This is a genomic window from Desulfobacula phenolica (assembly GCF_900105645.1).
GTDB lineage: Bacteria > Desulfobacterota > Desulfobacteria > Desulfobacterales > Desulfobacteraceae > Desulfobacula > Desulfobacula toluolica.
Genome location: NZ_FNLL01000001.1, coordinates 527775 through 544838 on the forward strand (window position 1 = coordinate 527775; position 17064 = coordinate 544838).

General features: G+C 40.6%; 14 protein-coding genes. 6 read left to right on the top strand and 8 right to left on the bottom strand.

The features are described 5' to 3' along the window. Positions 1-33: 33 nt before the first annotated feature. From asd to BLT94_RS02230, 3 genes are all read right to left on the bottom strand, one after another. On the bottom strand, positions 34-1140 hold the full coding sequence (gene asd / locus BLT94_RS02220) for an aspartate-semialdehyde dehydrogenase (RefSeq protein ID WP_092229972.1): 1107 nt from the start codon (positions 1138-1140) through the stop codon (positions 34-36). A gap of 42 nt (positions 1141-1182) precedes the next feature. Next, positions 1183-2055: a succinate--CoA ligase subunit alpha gene (gene sucD, locus BLT94_RS02225; protein WP_092229974.1), complete on the bottom strand. Its 873-nt coding sequence runs from the start codon at positions 2053-2055 to the stop codon at positions 1183-1185. A 95-nt stretch (positions 2056-2150) separates the two neighbouring features. Then, positions 2151-3284: a succinate--CoA ligase subunit beta gene (locus tag BLT94_RS02230; protein ID WP_092229976.1), complete on the bottom strand. Its 1134-nt coding sequence runs from the start codon at positions 3282-3284 to the stop codon at positions 2151-2153. Positions 3285-3866: 582 nt separating this feature from the next. On the opposite strand from BLT94_RS02230, the gene BLT94_RS02235 reads away from it, so the two are divergent. From BLT94_RS02235 to BLT94_RS02250, 4 genes are all read left to right on the top strand, one after another. Further along, positions 3867-5303 (top strand): 4-hydroxyphenylacetate 3-hydroxylase N-terminal domain-containing protein, encoded by a 1437-nt coding sequence (locus BLT94_RS02235; protein WP_092229978.1) that lies wholly within the window; start codon positions 3867-3869, stop codon positions 5301-5303. 73 nt (positions 5304-5376) lie between these two features. After that, entirely contained in the window at positions 5377-6846 is a 1470-nt protein-coding gene (locus BLT94_RS02240) for an NAD(P)/FAD-dependent oxidoreductase (RefSeq protein ID WP_092229980.1), read from the top strand. Between the two features lie 10 nt (positions 6847-6856). Then, positions 6857-8092 (top strand): NAD(P)/FAD-dependent oxidoreductase, encoded by a 1236-nt coding sequence (locus BLT94_RS02245; RefSeq protein WP_245742908.1) that lies wholly within the window; start codon positions 6857-6859, stop codon positions 8090-8092. Next, entirely contained in the window at positions 8086-8466 is a 381-nt protein-coding gene (locus BLT94_RS02250; protein WP_092229984.1) for a DUF1667 domain-containing protein, read from the top strand. Before BLT94_RS02245 ends, BLT94_RS02250 begins: the two co-directional genes overlap by 7 nt. A 208-nt stretch (positions 8467-8674) precedes the next feature. Here BLT94_RS02250 and BLT94_RS02255 read toward each other — a convergent pair whose 3' ends face one another. From BLT94_RS02255 to BLT94_RS02270, 4 genes are all read right to left on the bottom strand, one after another. Beyond that, on the bottom strand, positions 8675-9238 hold the full coding sequence (locus tag BLT94_RS02255) for a DUF2889 domain-containing protein (protein ID WP_092229986.1): 564 nt from the start codon (positions 9236-9238) through the stop codon (positions 8675-8677). Positions 9239-9344: 106 nt separating this feature from the next. Continuing rightward, on the bottom strand, positions 9345-10892 hold the full coding sequence (locus BLT94_RS02260) for an ASKHA domain-containing protein (RefSeq protein ID WP_139168967.1): 1548 nt from the start codon (positions 10890-10892) through the stop codon (positions 9345-9347). A 13-nt stretch (positions 10893-10905) separates the two neighbouring features. Next, a complete protein-coding gene (locus BLT94_RS02265; protein ID WP_092229990.1) occupies positions 10906-11625 on the bottom strand; it encodes a hypothetical protein in 720 nt (239 codons plus the stop codon). A 13-nt stretch (positions 11626-11638) separates the two neighbouring features. Further along, on the bottom strand, positions 11639-12439 hold the full coding sequence (locus tag BLT94_RS02270) for a dihydropteroate synthase (RefSeq protein WP_092229991.1): 801 nt from the start codon (positions 12437-12439) through the stop codon (positions 11639-11641). A 655-nt stretch (positions 12440-13094) separates the two neighbouring features. On the opposite strand from BLT94_RS02270, the gene BLT94_RS02275 reads away from it, so the two are divergent. Further along, the gene (locus tag BLT94_RS02275; protein WP_092229993.1) at positions 13095-13721 is read left to right on the top strand and encodes a cobalamin B12-binding domain-containing protein; all 627 of its coding nucleotides are present in this window, start codon (positions 13095-13097) and stop codon (positions 13719-13721) included. A 183-nt stretch (positions 13722-13904) separates the two neighbouring features. After that, entirely contained in the window at positions 13905-14981 is a 1077-nt protein-coding gene (locus BLT94_RS02280; RefSeq protein ID WP_092229996.1) for a uroporphyrinogen decarboxylase family protein, read from the top strand. 121 nt (positions 14982-15102) lie between these two features. Here the strand turns inward: BLT94_RS02280 and BLT94_RS02285 are convergent, their stop codons facing one another. After that, the gene (locus BLT94_RS02285) at positions 15103-17022 is read right to left on the bottom strand and encodes a GAF domain-containing protein (protein ID WP_092229998.1); all 1920 of its coding nucleotides are present in this window, start codon (positions 17020-17022) and stop codon (positions 15103-15105) included. Positions 17023-17064: the final 42 nt, after the last annotated feature.

The window sequence follows — 17064 nt, forward strand, 5'->3', positions numbered from 1 at the left end:
TTGAAAAAATATGCTGTAAAACAATAATTAAAATCAAAGAATAATGTTCAAAATCCTGCGAAGCGGTTCAGCCGCGCCCCAGAGCAACTGGTCTCCAACTGAAAACGCAGTCAGGTAATCATCTCCAAGGTTCATTTTCCTGACACGGCCGACAGGAACCGTCAATGTCCCTGTAACTGCTGCCGGGGTCAGATCTTTGATGGAGTCTTCTTTTGAATTGGGAACCACTTTAACCCAGTCATTATTTTCAGCCAGCATGGCTTGGATTTCATTGAGCGGCACATTTTTTTTCAGCTTAATGGTAAAAGCCTGGCTGTGACATCTCATAGACCCTATCCTTACACATTGACCGTCAATGGGAATGGGATTGTCTGATCTCCCGATTATTTTATTTGTTTCAACAAATCCTTTCCACTCTTCTCTTGTCTGACCATTGTCCATTGCCCTGTCAATCCATGGAATCAGACTTGCAGCCAGCGGAACTGCCCAGTTTTGAACGGGAAAATCATTGGATCGCATGGTGTCGATTACATTCTTGTCCAGATCAAGAATAGCTGAGGCCGGATTTTCAAGAACAGGGGAGGCCATATTGCCTATGGTCTGCATCTGGGCCACAAGCTCTTCCATGTTTTTAGCACCTGCACCGGATGCTGCCTGGTATGTCATGGAGGTCAGCCATTCGATCAGATTATTTTCAAACAACCCGCCCAGGGCCATGAGCATGAGAGATACGGTACAATTGCCGCCAATATAATTTTTAATACCGTCGGACAGAGCATTATCAATGACCTTGCGGTTTACAGGGTCCAGAACGATAATGCTTTTGTCATCCATTCTCAAGGTGGATGCGGCATCAATCCAGTATCCGTCCCAGTTTTTTTCAGCAAGCTTGGGCCGAACCTCTTCAGTGTATGATCCGCCCTGGCAGGACAGGATAATATCCATGTCCAGCAGCTGGTCAATATCATAGGCATCAACCAGCGGGGGTGTTTTGATGCCCACATCCGGAGCTTGCTGACCAGCCTGGGATGTTGTGAAAAAAAGAGGGGTAAAGCGTTTGAAATCATTTTCCGTTATCATTCTTTCCATGAGTACGGAGCCAACCATTCCACGCCAACCAATAATTCCAACTTTTTTCATAATCCTCTCCTTAGGTTATAATGTTCCCTGTAAAGGGCAGGGTTATCTTAAATTATGTTTTTCAGCCCAGTCATTCACATGAATGGGTGATTCAAGTACGGTTACGCCCGCTTTTCGAAAAGAGGACACTTTGCCTTCATAGGTTCCTGCTGATCCTCGGACAATGGCACCTGCATGCCCCATTTTTTTGCCTTGCGGGGAAAATCGTCCGGCAATAAAGGATGCAACCGGTTTTTTCATATTATTGGCGATAAAATCAGCAGCTTTTTCTTCTTGTTCTCCTCCAACTTCACCAACAACAATAACTGCATCGGTATCGTCATCATTTTCAAACATTTCAAGGATTTGTGGTAAATTACAAAAAACAACAGGATCCGCTCCCATGCCGACAACTGTGCTTTGACCAACATTTTTTTCAGAAAGGATACCGGCAAATTCATAGGACAGGGTTCCTGACCTTGAAATAACGCCCACCCGGCCAGGCTCAAAAAGCGAAGCAGGCATGATGCCCATTTTCCCTTTGCCCGGAGATAAAATTCCAGGGGTGGTAGGTCCCAAGGCTATGACATTTTTTTCATTGGCATAGTCCCTCATTTTCATTGCATCATGCACAGGAATATGTTCGGGTACTATGACAATCAAGTCAATGCCGGCATCAACGGTTTCCAGAAAAGCATCAAGAACAAATATGGCCGGCACAAAGAAGACCGAGGCGTTTGCGCCGGTTTGTTTCACCGCCTCGTCCACATAATTAAAAACCGGCAGACCTTCAACAGTCTTGCCGCCCTTGCCCGGTGTTACGCCACCTACTATTTTTGTCCCGTAATCAAGCATCCATTTGGTTTGAACACTTCCGATTTTTCCGGTTATTCCCTGTACAATTACGCGGGTATCATCATTAAGAAGAATACTCATTTTTACCTCTATATTTAATTTTTTCAGTCCATTTGTTCTGCAGATTATTGTCTTGCCGAATTGCTGTCTTGCTGAATTGTTATGTTACCAGACGATTACTTTAGAAGGGCAATCAGCTTGTCAACTGCAGTTTCAGTCGCTGCTTCGGTTACAACATGGACACCACCGGATTTTAAAATTTCCCATGTTTCCTCCTGGTGATTTCCAAGAGCCTTTGCAACAATAGGAATGGTCAGATTATGTTCTTTGATGTATTTTACAATCCCTTTAGCCCCTTCATGAATGGGATTGATGCCGCCATATATGTTGATGAAGATGGCTTTCAAATCTTTCATCATGATCAACTCCATGCATTTATAGAGAAGATCTGCCGTGATACCGCCGCCTGTTTCAAGGAAGTTTGAAGGTTTTAATTTATTGCCGATAATATCCATTGATGCCATGCCCAGACCTGCACCGGACGAAATCAATCCAATATCTCCTTCAAGATCAACATAGGTAACCCCAATTTCTTTTCCCTTGTTTTCAAGGGAATTTCCCGCTCGGTTTTCACTGGGCAATGCCAGGGATTTTTTAAGTCTGAACATGGCGGAGTCATCAATTTCAAGAACCGCGTCAACCGCCACAATTCCACCGTTTTTTAAAATGACAAGGGGGTTGATTTCAGCTATGATGGCCTCGTATTTTTCAAACACTTTATAAAGACGCACCAGGATGTCAGAGCAGGCATTTAAAGGTTTTGAGGATAGATTAAGCTGTCGTAACAATTTTTGTGCTTGGTAAGGATAAAAACCAAATTTTGGATCTATTTTTACAGAGGCGATCTTGTCGGATGATTCTTTTGCGGTTTTTTCAATATGAACACCGCCTTCAGTGCTGACAACAACAATTGGTTTTCCTGAATAGCCGTCAATCGTGATTGCCATATAAAGCTCTTTTGCAATATTTGCTTTTTCACTGATCATGATCTCTTTGACACGACAGCCTTTTATTTCCATATTCAAAAGCTCATCCGTCATTATTTCAAGTTCGTCCGATGAGTCGGCAACCTTGATTCCCCCGGCCAGTCCGCGTCCTCCAACAAGGACCTGTGATTTAAGAACGACCGGATATCCAATCTCATCCGCCATTTTTAAGGCGCCTTCAACAGTTCTTACGACTCCTCTTCTTGGAACAGGTATGCCAAATTTTTCGAAAATTTCCGCGCCTTCATACTCGTGTAATCTCATAATTAATTCCTGTTAAATTCAAATTTTATGAATTTTCTTTTATATTTTTTTTGAATAATCAACTCAAAAATTTAAGAAAAAATAAGGGTTATGTCAATGAAAAATTATTGCCAATGTTATGTTTGTCAATATTTAACATATAATATCAGGTAGTTATAAAAACACTTGACAAGTTGTTAAAATATATTTTAAAAAGAACAGTGGTTTGATGAGCCACCAGGCAAAGAAAATAAAGCCATTTTTTTGCTTGTATTAATGAAGCAGGCAACGCAAAATAATTATCGTTTTTCAGCGATTTTTTTATTTTGGTTGATCAAAAAGATTTTATGTATGGATGTGTTGAATAGTGGTTTTTGGAATTTAAGTATTAGTTAAAAATAAATCGCATATGTTATTTTGAACGGCTTTTTATTTTATTTTTATACTGTAAAAATTGAACGAATTTAGTATAAATTTAATTTCTTTATCTTCAGTTTACCCAACTAAAACCTCTCGGCTTGATATTAAACATTATTATCAAGATCACCAAAAACTCCATATCAGATAAAATTATTATTAATTTTTAAAGTGAAGGAAATTATTATGGGACTTATGACAAAAGATCAGTATATTGAATCATTGCGAAAACTAAACCCTGTTGTTTATATGTTTGGTGAACGAATTACCGACGTTGTAGACAATCCAAGATTAAGGGCGGGCATTGAGGCGACAGGTGCGACATATGAAGTGGCCGAAATGGATGAATATCGTGATCTTGCAATAACCACAAGTCCTTTGATTAATGAGCCTGTCAACCGGTTCACCCTCCCGCCGGGTTCCATTGATGATCTGGTTCACAGGGTTAAATTGAACAGGGCTATTGCAAATCATGTCGGAACCTGCCACCAGCGCTGTACCGGACTTGACTGCCTTTCGGCTTTGTCAATTGTGACCTATGATGTTGATCAAAAACATGGCACAAGCTACAATCAGAACTTTACCGAGTTTTTAAAGTATATGCAAAAAAACGATCTTACGGCAAATGCCGGAGTTACGGACTTGAAGGGGGATCGATCCAAAGGCCCGACCCAGCAGGCAGATGATGAAATGTACTTGAAGATTGTTGAGCGCAGATCTGACGGAATTGTGGTAAGCGGTGCAAAAGTTCATCAGACAGGATCTCTTTCATCCCATGAAATTATAGTGCTACCCACCCGTGCCATGAGAAAAGGTGATGAGGATTATGCGGTTGCATTTGCGGTTCCTGCTGATGCCGAAGGTCTTATCCATGTTGTTGGTCGTTCAAGCCTTGATGGCCGTGAGCTTGAAGGAGTTGACTGTGGTAACGTTCGGTATTCGAAAAATTGTCCCACGTTGATATTTGACAATGTGTTTGTTCCCAATGACAGGATTTTCCTGTGCGGTGAAACCGAGTTTGCAGTTGATATGGTGATCAAATTTTCTTCATTTCACAGACAGAGCCATGGCGGATGCAAGGCAGGCAAAATCGACTGCATGATCGGTGCTGCATTGACACTGATGGATTACAACGGAACCTCAAAAGTCGGTCATCACAAACAAAAAGTAATTGATATGATCCACAGAGCGGAAACACTTTACGGCTGTTGTCTTGCATCTTCATATGAAGGAAAAAAACAGGCATCAGGTTCCTATTTCATTGATACAATTTTATCCAATGCTTCCAAAATTCATGAAGGCAAAGAGCTTTCTGAAAGTATTCGGCTTATGATTGATATTGTCGGTGGATTTGTGGCGGATATGCCGTCTGATAAGGATTTTGAGCATCCCGAGATTGGTCCCAAGCTGAAACGGTATTTTAAGGCGGTTGAAGGTGTTCCTGTAGAAAACAGAATCAAGATGTTCCGACTCGTGGAAAAAATGGCTATGGAATCTGCCGATACCATTTCCGATATTCACGGCGGGGGATCTCCTGAAGCCCACAGGGTAACAATTCTCAGGGAAAGTGATCTTGAAAGCAAAAAGCGATCCGCTTTGCGTCTTGCAGGTATTGAAGGATAGGTTTTTATATCATAATAAAAAGACCGGCAAACAGTGTTTGCCGGTCTTAGCAAAAGGATATAGACGGCATTAAATGGAAAACCAATATGATGTTATAATAATCGGCGCAGGCGTTGTTGGAAACGCCATCGCCAGGGAATTGTCCAGGTATTCGATAAGCGTGGCTGTCCTTGAAAAAGAGCTTGACGTATCCATGGGTACAAGTTCAAGAAACAGCGGTGTGCTGCATTCTGGTATTCATTATAAACCGGGAACATTAAGGGCCCGTTTAAATGTACTCGGGAATTCAATGATGGCTGATCTTTGCAACGATTTAAAAGTAAAGATCAATTATTTGGGAAAATTAACAGTAGCCCAGGATGAAGAAGAGGTCAAAAGCCTTCATATGCTCAAGGAGCAAGGCCTTGCAAACGGGGTTCCCGGCCTGGAGATACTGGAAAAAAATGAGATGCGAAAGATCCAGCCCAATGTGGGCGGCATCAAGGCACTTCATTCTCCCACCACCGGAATTATCTGTCCGTATTCTTTGACCATTGCTTTGGCTGAAAATGCCCATGCAAACGGCTGTCATTTTTATCTGGGACATGCCGTAACTTCCATCCAAAAGCAGGATGATCTGTTTGAAGTAAATGCTGCCGGCAAACGGTTCAGGTCAAAAGTGCTGATCAATTCCGCAGGCCTTTATTCTGCTGATATCTGTACCATGCTGGGCATAGACGAGTATAAAATTTATCCCTGCCGTGGTGAGTATCTGATTTTGGACAAACGGCTGGACGGTACTTTGAATGTTCTTGTTTATCCTGCACCCCACCAGGGAAAAGCAGGATTGGGCATCCATTTGACCAATACGGTTTCAGGCAATATTCTCATAGGACCTAGCAATGAATACCAGGATGATCCCGAGGATTATGCCTGTACTGCCAATATCATGGCCTTGCTGAGAAAAGAGGGGCATGATCTGTTGCCGAATCTGACAACTTCTGATTTTATACGCAGTTTTTCAGGATTAAGAGCCAAGCAGACACCACCCGGGGTTGGAGGGTTTAAAGATTTTGTGATCGAAAGCCGTGATGATATCAAAGGCTTTATCAACCTGGTTGGAATTGAAAGTCCCGGCCTTACTTCATCTCCGGCCATTGCTCTGATGGTCAAGGATATGGTTGAAAAACTTTTAACATTGGAACCAAAAGACGGGTTTGACGGTATTCAATCCGGTATAACCGGTTATTTCCACCAATTGCCGGATGAGCAAAAAGCGGATCTGGTTTCCCAGAATCCGGATTATGGAGAAGTTGTCTGCCGGTGTGAACAGATTACCAAAAAAGAGGTACTGGATGCCATTTCCAATCCTTTGGGCGTTAGAACAATTAATGCCATCAAGTATCGTTCAAGGGCGATGATGGGGCGTTGTCAGGGCGGATTTTGCCTGCCCAGAATCGTTCAGATCATGGAAAAGGAGTTTGGCTATAAACCTGAAGATTATTTACTCAACAGCAGGAATTCCCAATTGTTTATAGGGAAAATGCGTCAGGAACTTGTATAAGATGCAACATATGAAACGTGATCTGGTAATCATTGGAGGCGGCCCTGCAGGTCTTGCTGCAGCGATTTCTGCCAGGAAAAACGGGGTAAAGGATATTCTTTTAATTGAAAGAGATAAGATCCTTGGCGGGATACTCAATCAATGCATTCATGATGGATTCGGACTCCATACTTTTAAGGAGGCCTTGACCGGGCCTGAATATGCCCAGCGATTCATAGATGAATTTCATGAACTTGGTATTGAAGTCATGCTTGAAACCATTGTGCTGTCATTGAATAAAAATAAAAATCTCAGTGTCAGTTCAAAAAAAGGCTTTGTAAATATTCAAGCAGGAGCAGTGATATTGTCGATGGGTTGCAGGGAGAGGACAGCAGGTGCCATCTCCTTGCCCGGAACCCGGCCCTCCGGGGTTTATACTGCTGGTGCCGCACAGAATTTTGTGAATCTTCAGAATATAAAGATTGGAAATAATGTCGTTATTTTAGGATCAGGAGATATCGGTCTGATAATGGCACGAAGAATGGCCCTGGAAGGTGCCAAGGTTGAGGCTGTTTTTGAGCTGCTTCCAACACCAAGCGGTCTTGCCAGAAATGTCCAGCAATGCTTGAACGACTATGGGATTCCTTTGTTTTTAAGCACTTCTATTTTTGAACTCCATGGAAAAGAGCGGCTCACGGGTGTTACGGTTGCACAAGTTGATGAAAATTTTCAGATGATGGAACAAACAAAACGGTTTGTTCCATGTGACACGCTGTTATTGTCGGTCGGCTTGATTCCTGAGAATGAACTTTCCCTTGGTGCCGGGGTAAATCTTGAAACTACAACAAGCGGTGCATCTGTAGATGATAATTATATGACAAATATTCCGGGTATTTTTTCCTGCGGCAATGTTTTGCATGTGCATGACCTTGTGGATCATGTTTCAGAAGAGGCATCCCTGGTAGGTCAATGTGCGGTTCAATATTTAAATCAAAACACATTGCCTGAAGAATCATTTATACACATTGAAACACAACAGGATGTCCGGTATGTCCTGCCCAAAAAAATCAGTGGAAAAAAAGATTTTACATTGTCGTTGAGGGTTACCCGTCCAATGCAGAATGCGGCAATTATGGTAACAGACAAGGACAGAAAAGTTGCAAGAAAGAAACTGGTCAGATTGCATCCTGCTGAAATGATCCGGGTTAAGGTCAAGGCAAAGAATATTGAAAACGCAGAAAAACTTGAGGTGAGTGTTCAATGTTAAAAAAAGATCTGGTTTGTATCGTATGTCCCAATGGCTGTCAGGTAGAGGCACTGATTGAAGAAATACCTGAATTAAAAGTTCTGGAGGTTAACGGATGTACCTGTGACAAAGGTATTGAGTGGGCAAAACAGGAAATTGTAAATCCCATGCGGACAATTGCTTCAAGTGTTGTTGTTGACCAGGGGGATTTTGAGCTTGTAAGTGTAAGAACAGATGCTTCAATTCCTTTGGGCAAAATATTTGATGTAATGGAGGCAATTAAGCACAAGACGGTTAAGGCTCCTGTAAAAATAGGGGATAAACTCATTGTAGATCCGGCAGGTGTGCCCTGTAATATTATTGCCACAAGAAATGTGTCTGTTGCCGTAAATTAAAGATACCTGCTTTAAGGCTTAAGAACTACTAAGTACTCGAACATAAGTTCCTTCCTCTTCATGGCAGGGAATTTCACTGATTGAGGGGCCTTCTTCCAAGCTGAAATCAGAAGAAATTTTAGTCCAGGTGCCTAATAACGATTCCAAGATCCCCAAAAACTATTTTTATGAATTTCAGGGGATCTTTGTCAAACCGATTGATTTGCTTTTATTGATTTGATTCTATTGCTTTTTTAAGGCTTTTTACTTTTGGGCCTTGCAGGGTCCACATCCGGCAGGAATCAATTAAAAAGTTTTTTTCACGGATACTGTCAAGATCTTTTGGAATCAATGGCTTTTTTCTTCTGTCATGGGCCAGCCAGCCTTGGACAATCTCCTGGCCCATCACAATGATCAGATTGCAAAGATGGCTGCATCCTTTTTTCCCACCCATGATATCCCGAATACTTTTTGAAAATCCCGATTTTATTTCAAGACCTTTGAGCTTCTCAACAGTATCAAGGGTGTCTGTACATTCGGACAAAGGGACATGTACCATCTGTACCTGGACATCTTCTATCATAAGCGGATCAGGTTTGATCAGCAGTTTTACATCCAGATGGTGAACGATTCCGGGTTCTTTGACTTCTCCTGTGATATCAAACACTTTAGTGTATCTCTGGTCTTTTAAGATCCCGTGAACAATCACCTGGCCATCGGTATGGGGATATGTGGCAAGCTGGATATCCCGAGTATGTATTTTTGTTTTATTTTCTATTATTTTATTTAGCATGAGACAATATGTAATCTTTTTTTTTCTGAAAATCAAACAGGATAATTACAAACAAATATATTTTTTTGAGAAAACAACAACTTTTTGATTTAAAGATATTAAATTTTTAGAATTTAAGTTTTTTGATAAAAACGTCCTGAAAGTCTTGTTTGGCGTTAAAATCAACAACTTTAACCTTGTTTGCAATTTGTGCAGCTTTGTCAAGCAAAGAGTTGTCACACAAGATCATTACGGCTCCGGCTCCGGCTGAATTCCCCGCAATAACAATTTTGTCATGATCCATGACCGGAATCATTCCCAACGTCATCATATCCTTTTTGTCAAGAAATGTTCCAAAGGCCCCTGCAATAATGATCTTTTCAGGTTTATCAAGCCCTGCTTCCTTTAAGATAAATTCAATCCCGGTAATCAAAGCTGCCTTTCCCAATTGGACGGAACGGATATCTTTTTGGGTGATAAAAATGTCAGAATTATTTGCAGATGAACTTTTTTGGGCGAGAACATAAGGAAAATGAATGTCTTTTTTGCAGGCACCATCGGCCGATATTATCTGTTTTTGTAAAAACTGGGCCACAGCACTGATCACACCTGTTCCACAGACTCCAGATGGTTTTAATCCAAAAGATTGTGAAGGGTTGATAAATGTATATTCAGGCAGGTCGTTTTTGTTCTTGATTTTAACCTGATTAATGGCACCTGGAACTGCCTGCATCCCGCACGACAAGGATGCCCCTTCAAATGCCGGGCCGGTTGCACACGAAGCTGCAAAAAAATGGTCTTTTGCCTTTAACATAAGTTCTCCGTTAGTGCCCAGATCGACCAGCAAAGTTCCGGTCGGTTGATTTTCAAGGTCAACTGCAATGGCTGCACCAAGGATATCTCCGCCAATAAAACCTGATACCTGGGGCAATGTCTGGATTGAAAATTTGTTCAAAGTAAAATTCAAATCATTTGAACAAATATTTTTTGCATCATAAAATGCCGGGTGGTAAGGGGAGAGACCAATGGATTTGGGGTCAACACCAGCCAAAATATGAATCATTGTGGGATTGCCCACAACCACCATTCTTGAAACCATTTCATCTTTAAAATCAAGCGAATCCAGAAGTTTCTTGATCCCCCATTCCATTGCGTTGACAATGATTTTTTGTAAATATGCAAGGTTCTCTTTTTTTTGATAGATGGCGCCAATACGGCTCATGACATCATCCCCGTATATGGCTTGAGGATTTTTTACTGAGATGGATGAAAGTGTCTTGCCCCTTGCTGTGTTGCAAAGATACATGGCAATGGTTGTGGTGCCGATATCTGCGGCAATGCCATATTCGTTTTTTTTGTCAATGGTTTTGAATTTGTCTTTGAACTCAGTCGGCAAAGATAACGGGGCTTTGCTGATTATATGGGATGACAGCATGGATGATTCGGGAATTTCAATATCAGTATTTTTTGTAACTATGAATTTACAGGCTTCTTTAAATTCAGGCGGATCATTGGTGGGAATAATTTTGATCCGGCATTTCCCACACGTACCCCTGCCACCACAATCGGATCTTAAAAAAATATTCTGATCCATGAGTGCTTCCATCATGCTTTTTCCTGATCTTGCGTTGATCTGTCTACCATGGGGCAGTAAGTTGATATGATATTTATTCAATTTTATGAATTCCTTAATTTATAGTTTGAATCAATTTCATCCGGCAGTCATGATTCTTCGTACAAACTTCACAGGTGCTTCCAACAATAATTGTTTTGTATGCCACCCCCAAACCAATAAGACAGGAAACAGTTTTAAAAGGCGATAAAACAGCATTTCGGATTTTTACATTGATTTGTTCAAGGGGCAGAAGTGAACACAGATTTGTTTGATCTTCTATGTCCCATCCTTTGACTGAACCCGGACTTAGAAAGGGGCTTACACCCCATCCCAGTTTTTGGGCCTGTTTCTCGGCAATTTTTTTGATGACCTGCTCTGTTTGTTTGAGAATTAGCAATCCAATGAGATCAATCAGATAAGCCTCCATAAAATCTCCTTTCGAGGATGCTTTTATGGATTGCAGTTCAAATTCATGCCCGGCTGTGTAAACAGATATAAGTGAATGGCTGGCATGCCTCAAAAATTTAATGGCATAGCCTGGACTGATATTGCTGCGGCTATCAGTGTCTTTAAGGCTGCATAACAAAGGGTCGCTATTTGTCTGTTGGAATTCAAACCATCCGTATACGGCTGCTGGTTTCCATATGGTTTTAACTTTACCAAATGTTTTTTCTGCGATTTCAATTAGTTGTGGGTGACGGCCTGACGGTTCAATCAGCTTTAAAACATCATTTAACGTTATGGCAACATTTAAATGACTAAGAACTTGGGGGTGCGGATTGAAACGGCTCATAACTTAAATAACATCAAGCTGTTATTTCTCCGGCTCTAACTGATTTTAAAAAATTCATACAAAAATTGTCATTTCCCATAATCATTTCTCCGGTTTTTAAGGCAGCCATAAGATCTTTGTCGGTCGGGTCCATTATGGCGGAATTAAATCCATTGGCCATAAGCATCAAAAGAAAACTGCGGTTGATTATTTTCCTTTGCGGCAGGCCATAGGATATGTTGGAAAGCCCTCCGGTTGTATGGACACCTTTAAGCTCCTTCATTATCACGCTTACAGCTTCCAGAACCATTGTGCCGTTATTGCCGTCAACACTCATGGGCTGGATCAGGGGGTCTATGAAAATATTATCCCTTTTGATTCCTATATCTTCAAGTTCCTTAACTATGGTCTTTGCGCAACGGATGATATCTTGTGAATTTTTCGGCATTCCGGAATCATCCATACACAGTGCAATGATTTTACAATCTTTTCCTTTTAGGAATGGTATCATTGCATTGAATCTGTTTTTTTCAAGACTTATCGAATTGATTATCGGAGGCTTGTCAGTCATCTCATAGGCTGTTTCCAGAATTTTCGGATCAGGACTGTCTATGCACAAAGGAAGGTGAGTGGCTTTTTGTACAACTTCTATCAGCCATTTCAAGTCTTCTTCTTCATGACCGATTCCAGCGCCTGCGTTTACATCAATATAAGTTGCGCCGCATTCTGTTTGGTTTTTTACATCATTTGTTATGTAGGCAGCATCTCTTTTGTCTACTGCTTTTTTTACTTGTTCCAGGGTGGTATTTATTCTTTCTCCAATAACGATAAACATTTATATGACCCCTTGTTTTGATTCCATTCTTCACGGCAGCAGCTTTACTGGATTTAACAGGCTTTGCTTGTCGGTTCTTTGGGTTGGATTCATTTGTTAAAAATTGTGAACATTCTCCAATATCAAACTAAATAATTGTCAGTCAGTGAATTGAATTTGATATTATATGAGGCATATTCAAGCAATATAGAATAATTTTGTCAAGTTTTTTTGTTGTTTGAAAAAAAGACATATTGGTGTTTTTAGATGTCATGTAATGTTTGAAATATTATTAATTTAAGGATAACAGCCTGATAGCATATTGTTTTGTTGGTGTATAAAAAATATAGGATAACTTCAAGGGTTGTGATTTTTATTGATATGTTATTATGAATATTGCTCGAAAAAATAAGGGTTATTGTAAGATTCAAAATAATATTTGGATAATAATTGATTGAGTGCTTAAAACTATATTGTACATTTAAGATTGTGTTGTGGCATTATGGTTTATCTTACTGGGGTTTTGGCGCATGTGTTCGAGTTGTAGCTGTCAAATTTGTGGTAAAAAACTTATTTTTTTGTAATTGTGCTTGACAAAAAATAAGGTTAAGGATTAGAATTTGCCTCAATATTAAGATCGTTAAATAGTAATGGGCATAAACAGGAGAAGCAAAAGATGGCAGTCAATGATATCTATCAGGCAGTTTTGGACTTTAAACATAAGGAAATTGCAGGTTTGGTTCAAAAAGAACTTGCTTTGGAAACAGATGTTTCCGAAATTATTCAGGACGGACTTATTGCTGCCATGGATGAGTTGGGGAGGCTTTATAGTGAAGGTACGCTGTTTGTACCGGAGATGCTCATTGGTGCCATGACCATGAAAAATGGACTGGCTGTTTTAAAACCGATACTGGCTGAAACCAATATCCAGTCCAAAGGCACAATTGTTATCGGTACTGTTAAGGGCGATCAGCATGATGTGGGAAAAAATTTGGTGGCCATGATGCTGGAAGGGGCAGGGTTCAATGTCGTGGATATTGGAGTGGATAATGATACTGCAGCATTTGTAAAGGCTATTTCGGAAAACAATGCTGATATTGCTGCATTGTCCTCTCTTTTGACCACCAGTATGCCATCCATGGAAAAAATCGTGGCAGAACTGAAAGAGCAGGTCAGTGACATTAAAACCATGGTGGGCGGTGCCCCTGTTTCCATTGAATTTGCGGAACGGATCGGATCAAGCGGGTATGGTGAAAATGGCCCAAAAGCAGTTCAAGCTGCCAGAAGTCTTATGAAAATGTGATTTTTGTTTTTGTTACAAAGCAATCAAGTACGGGAGAATCCGGGTGAAAAAAACAGTGTCCAGGTAAAATGGCTTGATCATTTTTTTTAGAAAAAATAAAAAAATATAGAATTAATTTTGCTTAAGTTGTTTGGATGCTGACCAACCCGAAACATTAAACATATCATTCAAGGAGAACCAAAGATGACAAAACCAATGACCCCACCTGAAAGAATGATGGCGGTATTAATGGGCCAGGAAAAACCGGACAGGGTTCCGGTGGTTCCTTTTATTCAGGGATATGCAGCAAATATTGCGGGCATGCCCCCGGGTGAGTTCTGGTCAGACGGAGACAACTACTTTGATGCTAATTTTGCCAGTATGCGACTGCATGGTTATGAACAAACACCTCTTTACGGATATGCCGCCTGCGGCCCCTGGGAATTTGGCGGAAAAGTGGGTATGCCCGATGGAAGTGGTGAACTGGCACCTTATGTTATTGAGTCTCCCGTAAAGACCCTTGAAGATATTGAAAAATTGGAGGTTCCAACCTTTGACGGCCCTCTGCCGGGGGGATTTGCCATTGCCGACAGAAACGCTGAACGATGTGTTGCAATGGGAATGCCGGCCGGTTTTCAGGCGGGAAGTATTTTTTCAGCCGCGGCACAGGTGGCTGAAACCAATAGCTTTTTAACCTGGGTGGTTACTGAGCCGGATGCGGTGCATATGCTAATGGACAAGGTCAGCGATATGTTTATCAATGCCCTGGAGTATTTTGTTAATAAATTCGGCGCTCAGCACTGTATGCCGTTTCAGGCGGGTCCACTGGAAGCCAATGGTATGATTTCACCCGTAACATTTAAAGATTTGGTTTATCCTTATAATTTAAAAGTGAACAAAAGAATAAAAGAACTCGGCATTGGTGTCTCATTGATGCATCCATGTGCAGATCAGAATTTAAATATTCCTTACTATGTCAAGATGAGAGAAGAATGCGATTGGCACGGCAGATATATTTGGATTTTTGGTCCTGAAACATCAATTCCGGATCAGATCAAAGCCTTTGGAGATCATGATATTATTTGTGGTAACGTTGATCCTATTGCAATTCTTGAAAAACCCTATGAACAAGTCGTTCAATTATGCAAAGAGGCTATTGAACAGGGCAAAGACAATCCCGGCGGATTTATTCTGACTCCGGGGTGTGAATTTCCCGCAGATGCCGCTCCCATAAAAGTAATGGCTATGATTGATGCTGCCGAGCAATTCGGTCGATATTAACAGGTGAAAAAAAAATAAAACATACGGCTCGCCTGTGATTGGGTGAGCCGTATGTTTTATTTTTAGATGATTTTTGAACAACTGAAATGGTCAGCTTGTTTATTCGTCCTGTTATAAAATTTTATTTGCTTTCAGGAAAAGGAAAAAAACAGGTTACCGTTGTCATGCCATCACATTCAGGTCCGGGAATATTCTGGCATTCTTGTATCGAACCTGGACATGCGTCCATGTTTTTTGGAATACGCCGGCAGCGTTGTGAGGTCATGGAAATTTTAAAGTTATATTTTTCAGAAAATATTTTCATCCTCAGAAGATCAGCGCCTTTGCCGCCGGCATTAAAATCAAAAGGCCTTTTGGATGAGTAATTCATGGTCTCCTGAGTAGAAAAAAAACCTTCAAAAATTCTTTTCCTGGCTTCTTGTGTAAGCCCTATTCCATGGTCTTTTACCACAAATTGCATGCCATTGCCTTTTTGATGAACAAAAATTTCAATTTTTCCCCCATCCGGTGTATTTTCAATGGCATTTCGAATCAATCCATCTACAGTTTTTTTTAAGGGATCAACAGGCATTCGAATCGGGGAAGAAGATTTGAGGTGGGGAATCAAAGAGATATTTCTGTGGGACATATCAGGTTTTATGGCTTTAATCCTTTTTTCAACAAACCTGTTTAAAAAAATATCCTGGACAACAAGATCACGACTGCTGAAAATATCTTCAATTTTCCGGCTTACTTTGGCAATGATCCCTTTTTCCCCGGTTTCCTCTGCAATAAGAGATTCAAATTCATCACGGCATTGCTCCAGGATACGGGAAAAGATCTTATGATGAAAAAAATCTTTTTTTTCAACAATATCAGAAACCTCTCCTTCAATTCCAATAATCCGATCCAGGTTTCTTTGAACCCTTTCCATTGTTGGTTGCCAGGTTTTTTCAGGAAGATCCGCCAGCCTTTTTGAAAGGATTTTAAAAGAGCTTAAAAGAATTGCTACAGGGGTTTTCAGTTCATGGGACAAATGGCTGATCATTTTATCTTTTGCATGGTTCAGGCTTTTTAATTCTTCATAAGCTTCTCTTAATTCCCTTGAAACCCTTGCATTTTCAATCGAGAGAGCAACTGTTGCAGAAATTGTATTCAATGTTTCCAGGTCAGTTTCATCAAAATCGCCTGTTTTTTTATTATCAGCAGCCAGTATACCGATAATGCGGTCTTTATTTTTTAAAGGAACCAGGAGTAAGTTTTTTATTTTATATCCCATTTTCCGGTTCCTTAATTGATACAATTGCCTGTCGTCGGAAGGGGTGTTAACAATAATGGGCTTACCTGTCTTTACGACCTGGCCTGACATAAGTTCACTCATTGCAAATCGAGTTTTCTCAATATGTTCCCTTGTAGTAGGGTCATCGTGGGCGACACTGAAAAAATAGAATTCTTTTTGAGCCTCATCCAGTAAAATTGTATTGGCACTCTCAACATTTAAAAGTTCTTTGATCTCGGTATTCACATAAAAAAGTAGCTTTTTTAAACCAGGGTATTGGGGGAGAACCTTGCTGATGCGGTTCATAGCCGTGCGATTGCGGTCGATCCGTTTTTCCATGGTCACGTCCTTGAGGACAATAATCACACCCTCAGGATTTTTGTTTTTATCTCTGTCCACACCAATTCGAATGACTACATCCAGAATATCACCATTTTTTGTCAGCCGCTTGGTGTTGAATTGCAGGATATTTTTACTGTATGGCAGCATTTTTATCTTGTCCCTTAATTCGGTTTTAAGTGAATCAGGAACATAATTTTTTCCTATTTTTCCTTTCATCTCATTTAATGTCCAGCCAAAGGTTTTGGTAAAAGCAGGGTTTAAATAGGTGACCCGTTCCTTTGCATCCCTTGCCAGGACGGGATAGGGTAAAAATTTTAAAAACCTTTGATGATTTTCTTTTTCAGCCGTTTGAACCTGATAGGCTTCTTTGACATTTTGCACTTCTTTTTCAAGGGATTCTATCTTGATCAACAATTCTTCATATGTGGGTTTTTGAACCATAACCCTCCCTTGGGGAAACTGAAAACATTAAAAAAAGTATCA

Bases quoted from the DNA above. Each gene is read 5' to 3' on its own strand.
- BLT94_RS02285 (WP_092229998.1), bottom strand. From the start codon at position 17,022: ATGGTTCAAAAACCCACATATGAAGAATTGTTGATCAAGATAGAATCC.
- BLT94_RS02250 (WP_092229984.1), top strand. From the start codon at position 8,086: ATGTTAAAAAAAGATCTGGTTTGTATCGTATGTCCCAATGGCTGTCAG.
- BLT94_RS02275 (WP_092229993.1), top strand. From the start codon at position 13,095: ATGGCAGTCAATGATATCTATCAGGCAGTTTTGGACTTTAAACATAAG.
- BLT94_RS02240 (WP_092229980.1), top strand. From the start codon at position 5,377: ATGGAAAACCAATATGATGTTATAATAATCGGCGCAGGCGTTGTTGGA.
- sucD (WP_092229974.1), bottom strand. From the start codon at position 2,055: ATGAGTATTCTTCTTAATGATGATACCCGCGTAATTGTACAGGGAATA.
- asd (WP_092229972.1), bottom strand. From the start codon at position 1,140: ATGAAAAAAGTTGGAATTATTGGTTGGCGTGGAATGGTTGGCTCCGTA.
- BLT94_RS02270 (WP_092229991.1), bottom strand. From the start codon at position 12,439: ATGTTTATCGTTATTGGAGAAAGAATAAATACCACCCTGGAACAAGTA.
- BLT94_RS02230 (WP_092229976.1), bottom strand. From the start codon at position 3,284: ATGAGATTACACGAGTATGAAGGCGCGGAAATTTTCGAAAAATTTGGC.
- BLT94_RS02245 (WP_245742908.1), top strand. From the start codon at position 6,857: ATGAAACGTGATCTGGTAATCATTGGAGGCGGCCCTGCAGGTCTTGCT.
- BLT94_RS02265 (WP_092229990.1), bottom strand. From the start codon at position 11,625: ATGAGCCGTTTCAATCCGCACCCCCAAGTTCTTAGTCATTTAAATGTT.
- BLT94_RS02255 (WP_092229986.1), bottom strand. From the start codon at position 9,238: ATGCTAAATAAAATAATAGAAAATAAAACAAAAATACATACTCGGGAT.
- BLT94_RS02280 (WP_092229996.1), top strand. From the start codon at position 13,905: ATGACAAAACCAATGACCCCACCTGAAAGAATGATGGCGGTATTAATG.
- BLT94_RS02235 (WP_092229978.1), top strand. From the start codon at position 3,867: ATGGGACTTATGACAAAAGATCAGTATATTGAATCATTGCGAAAACTA.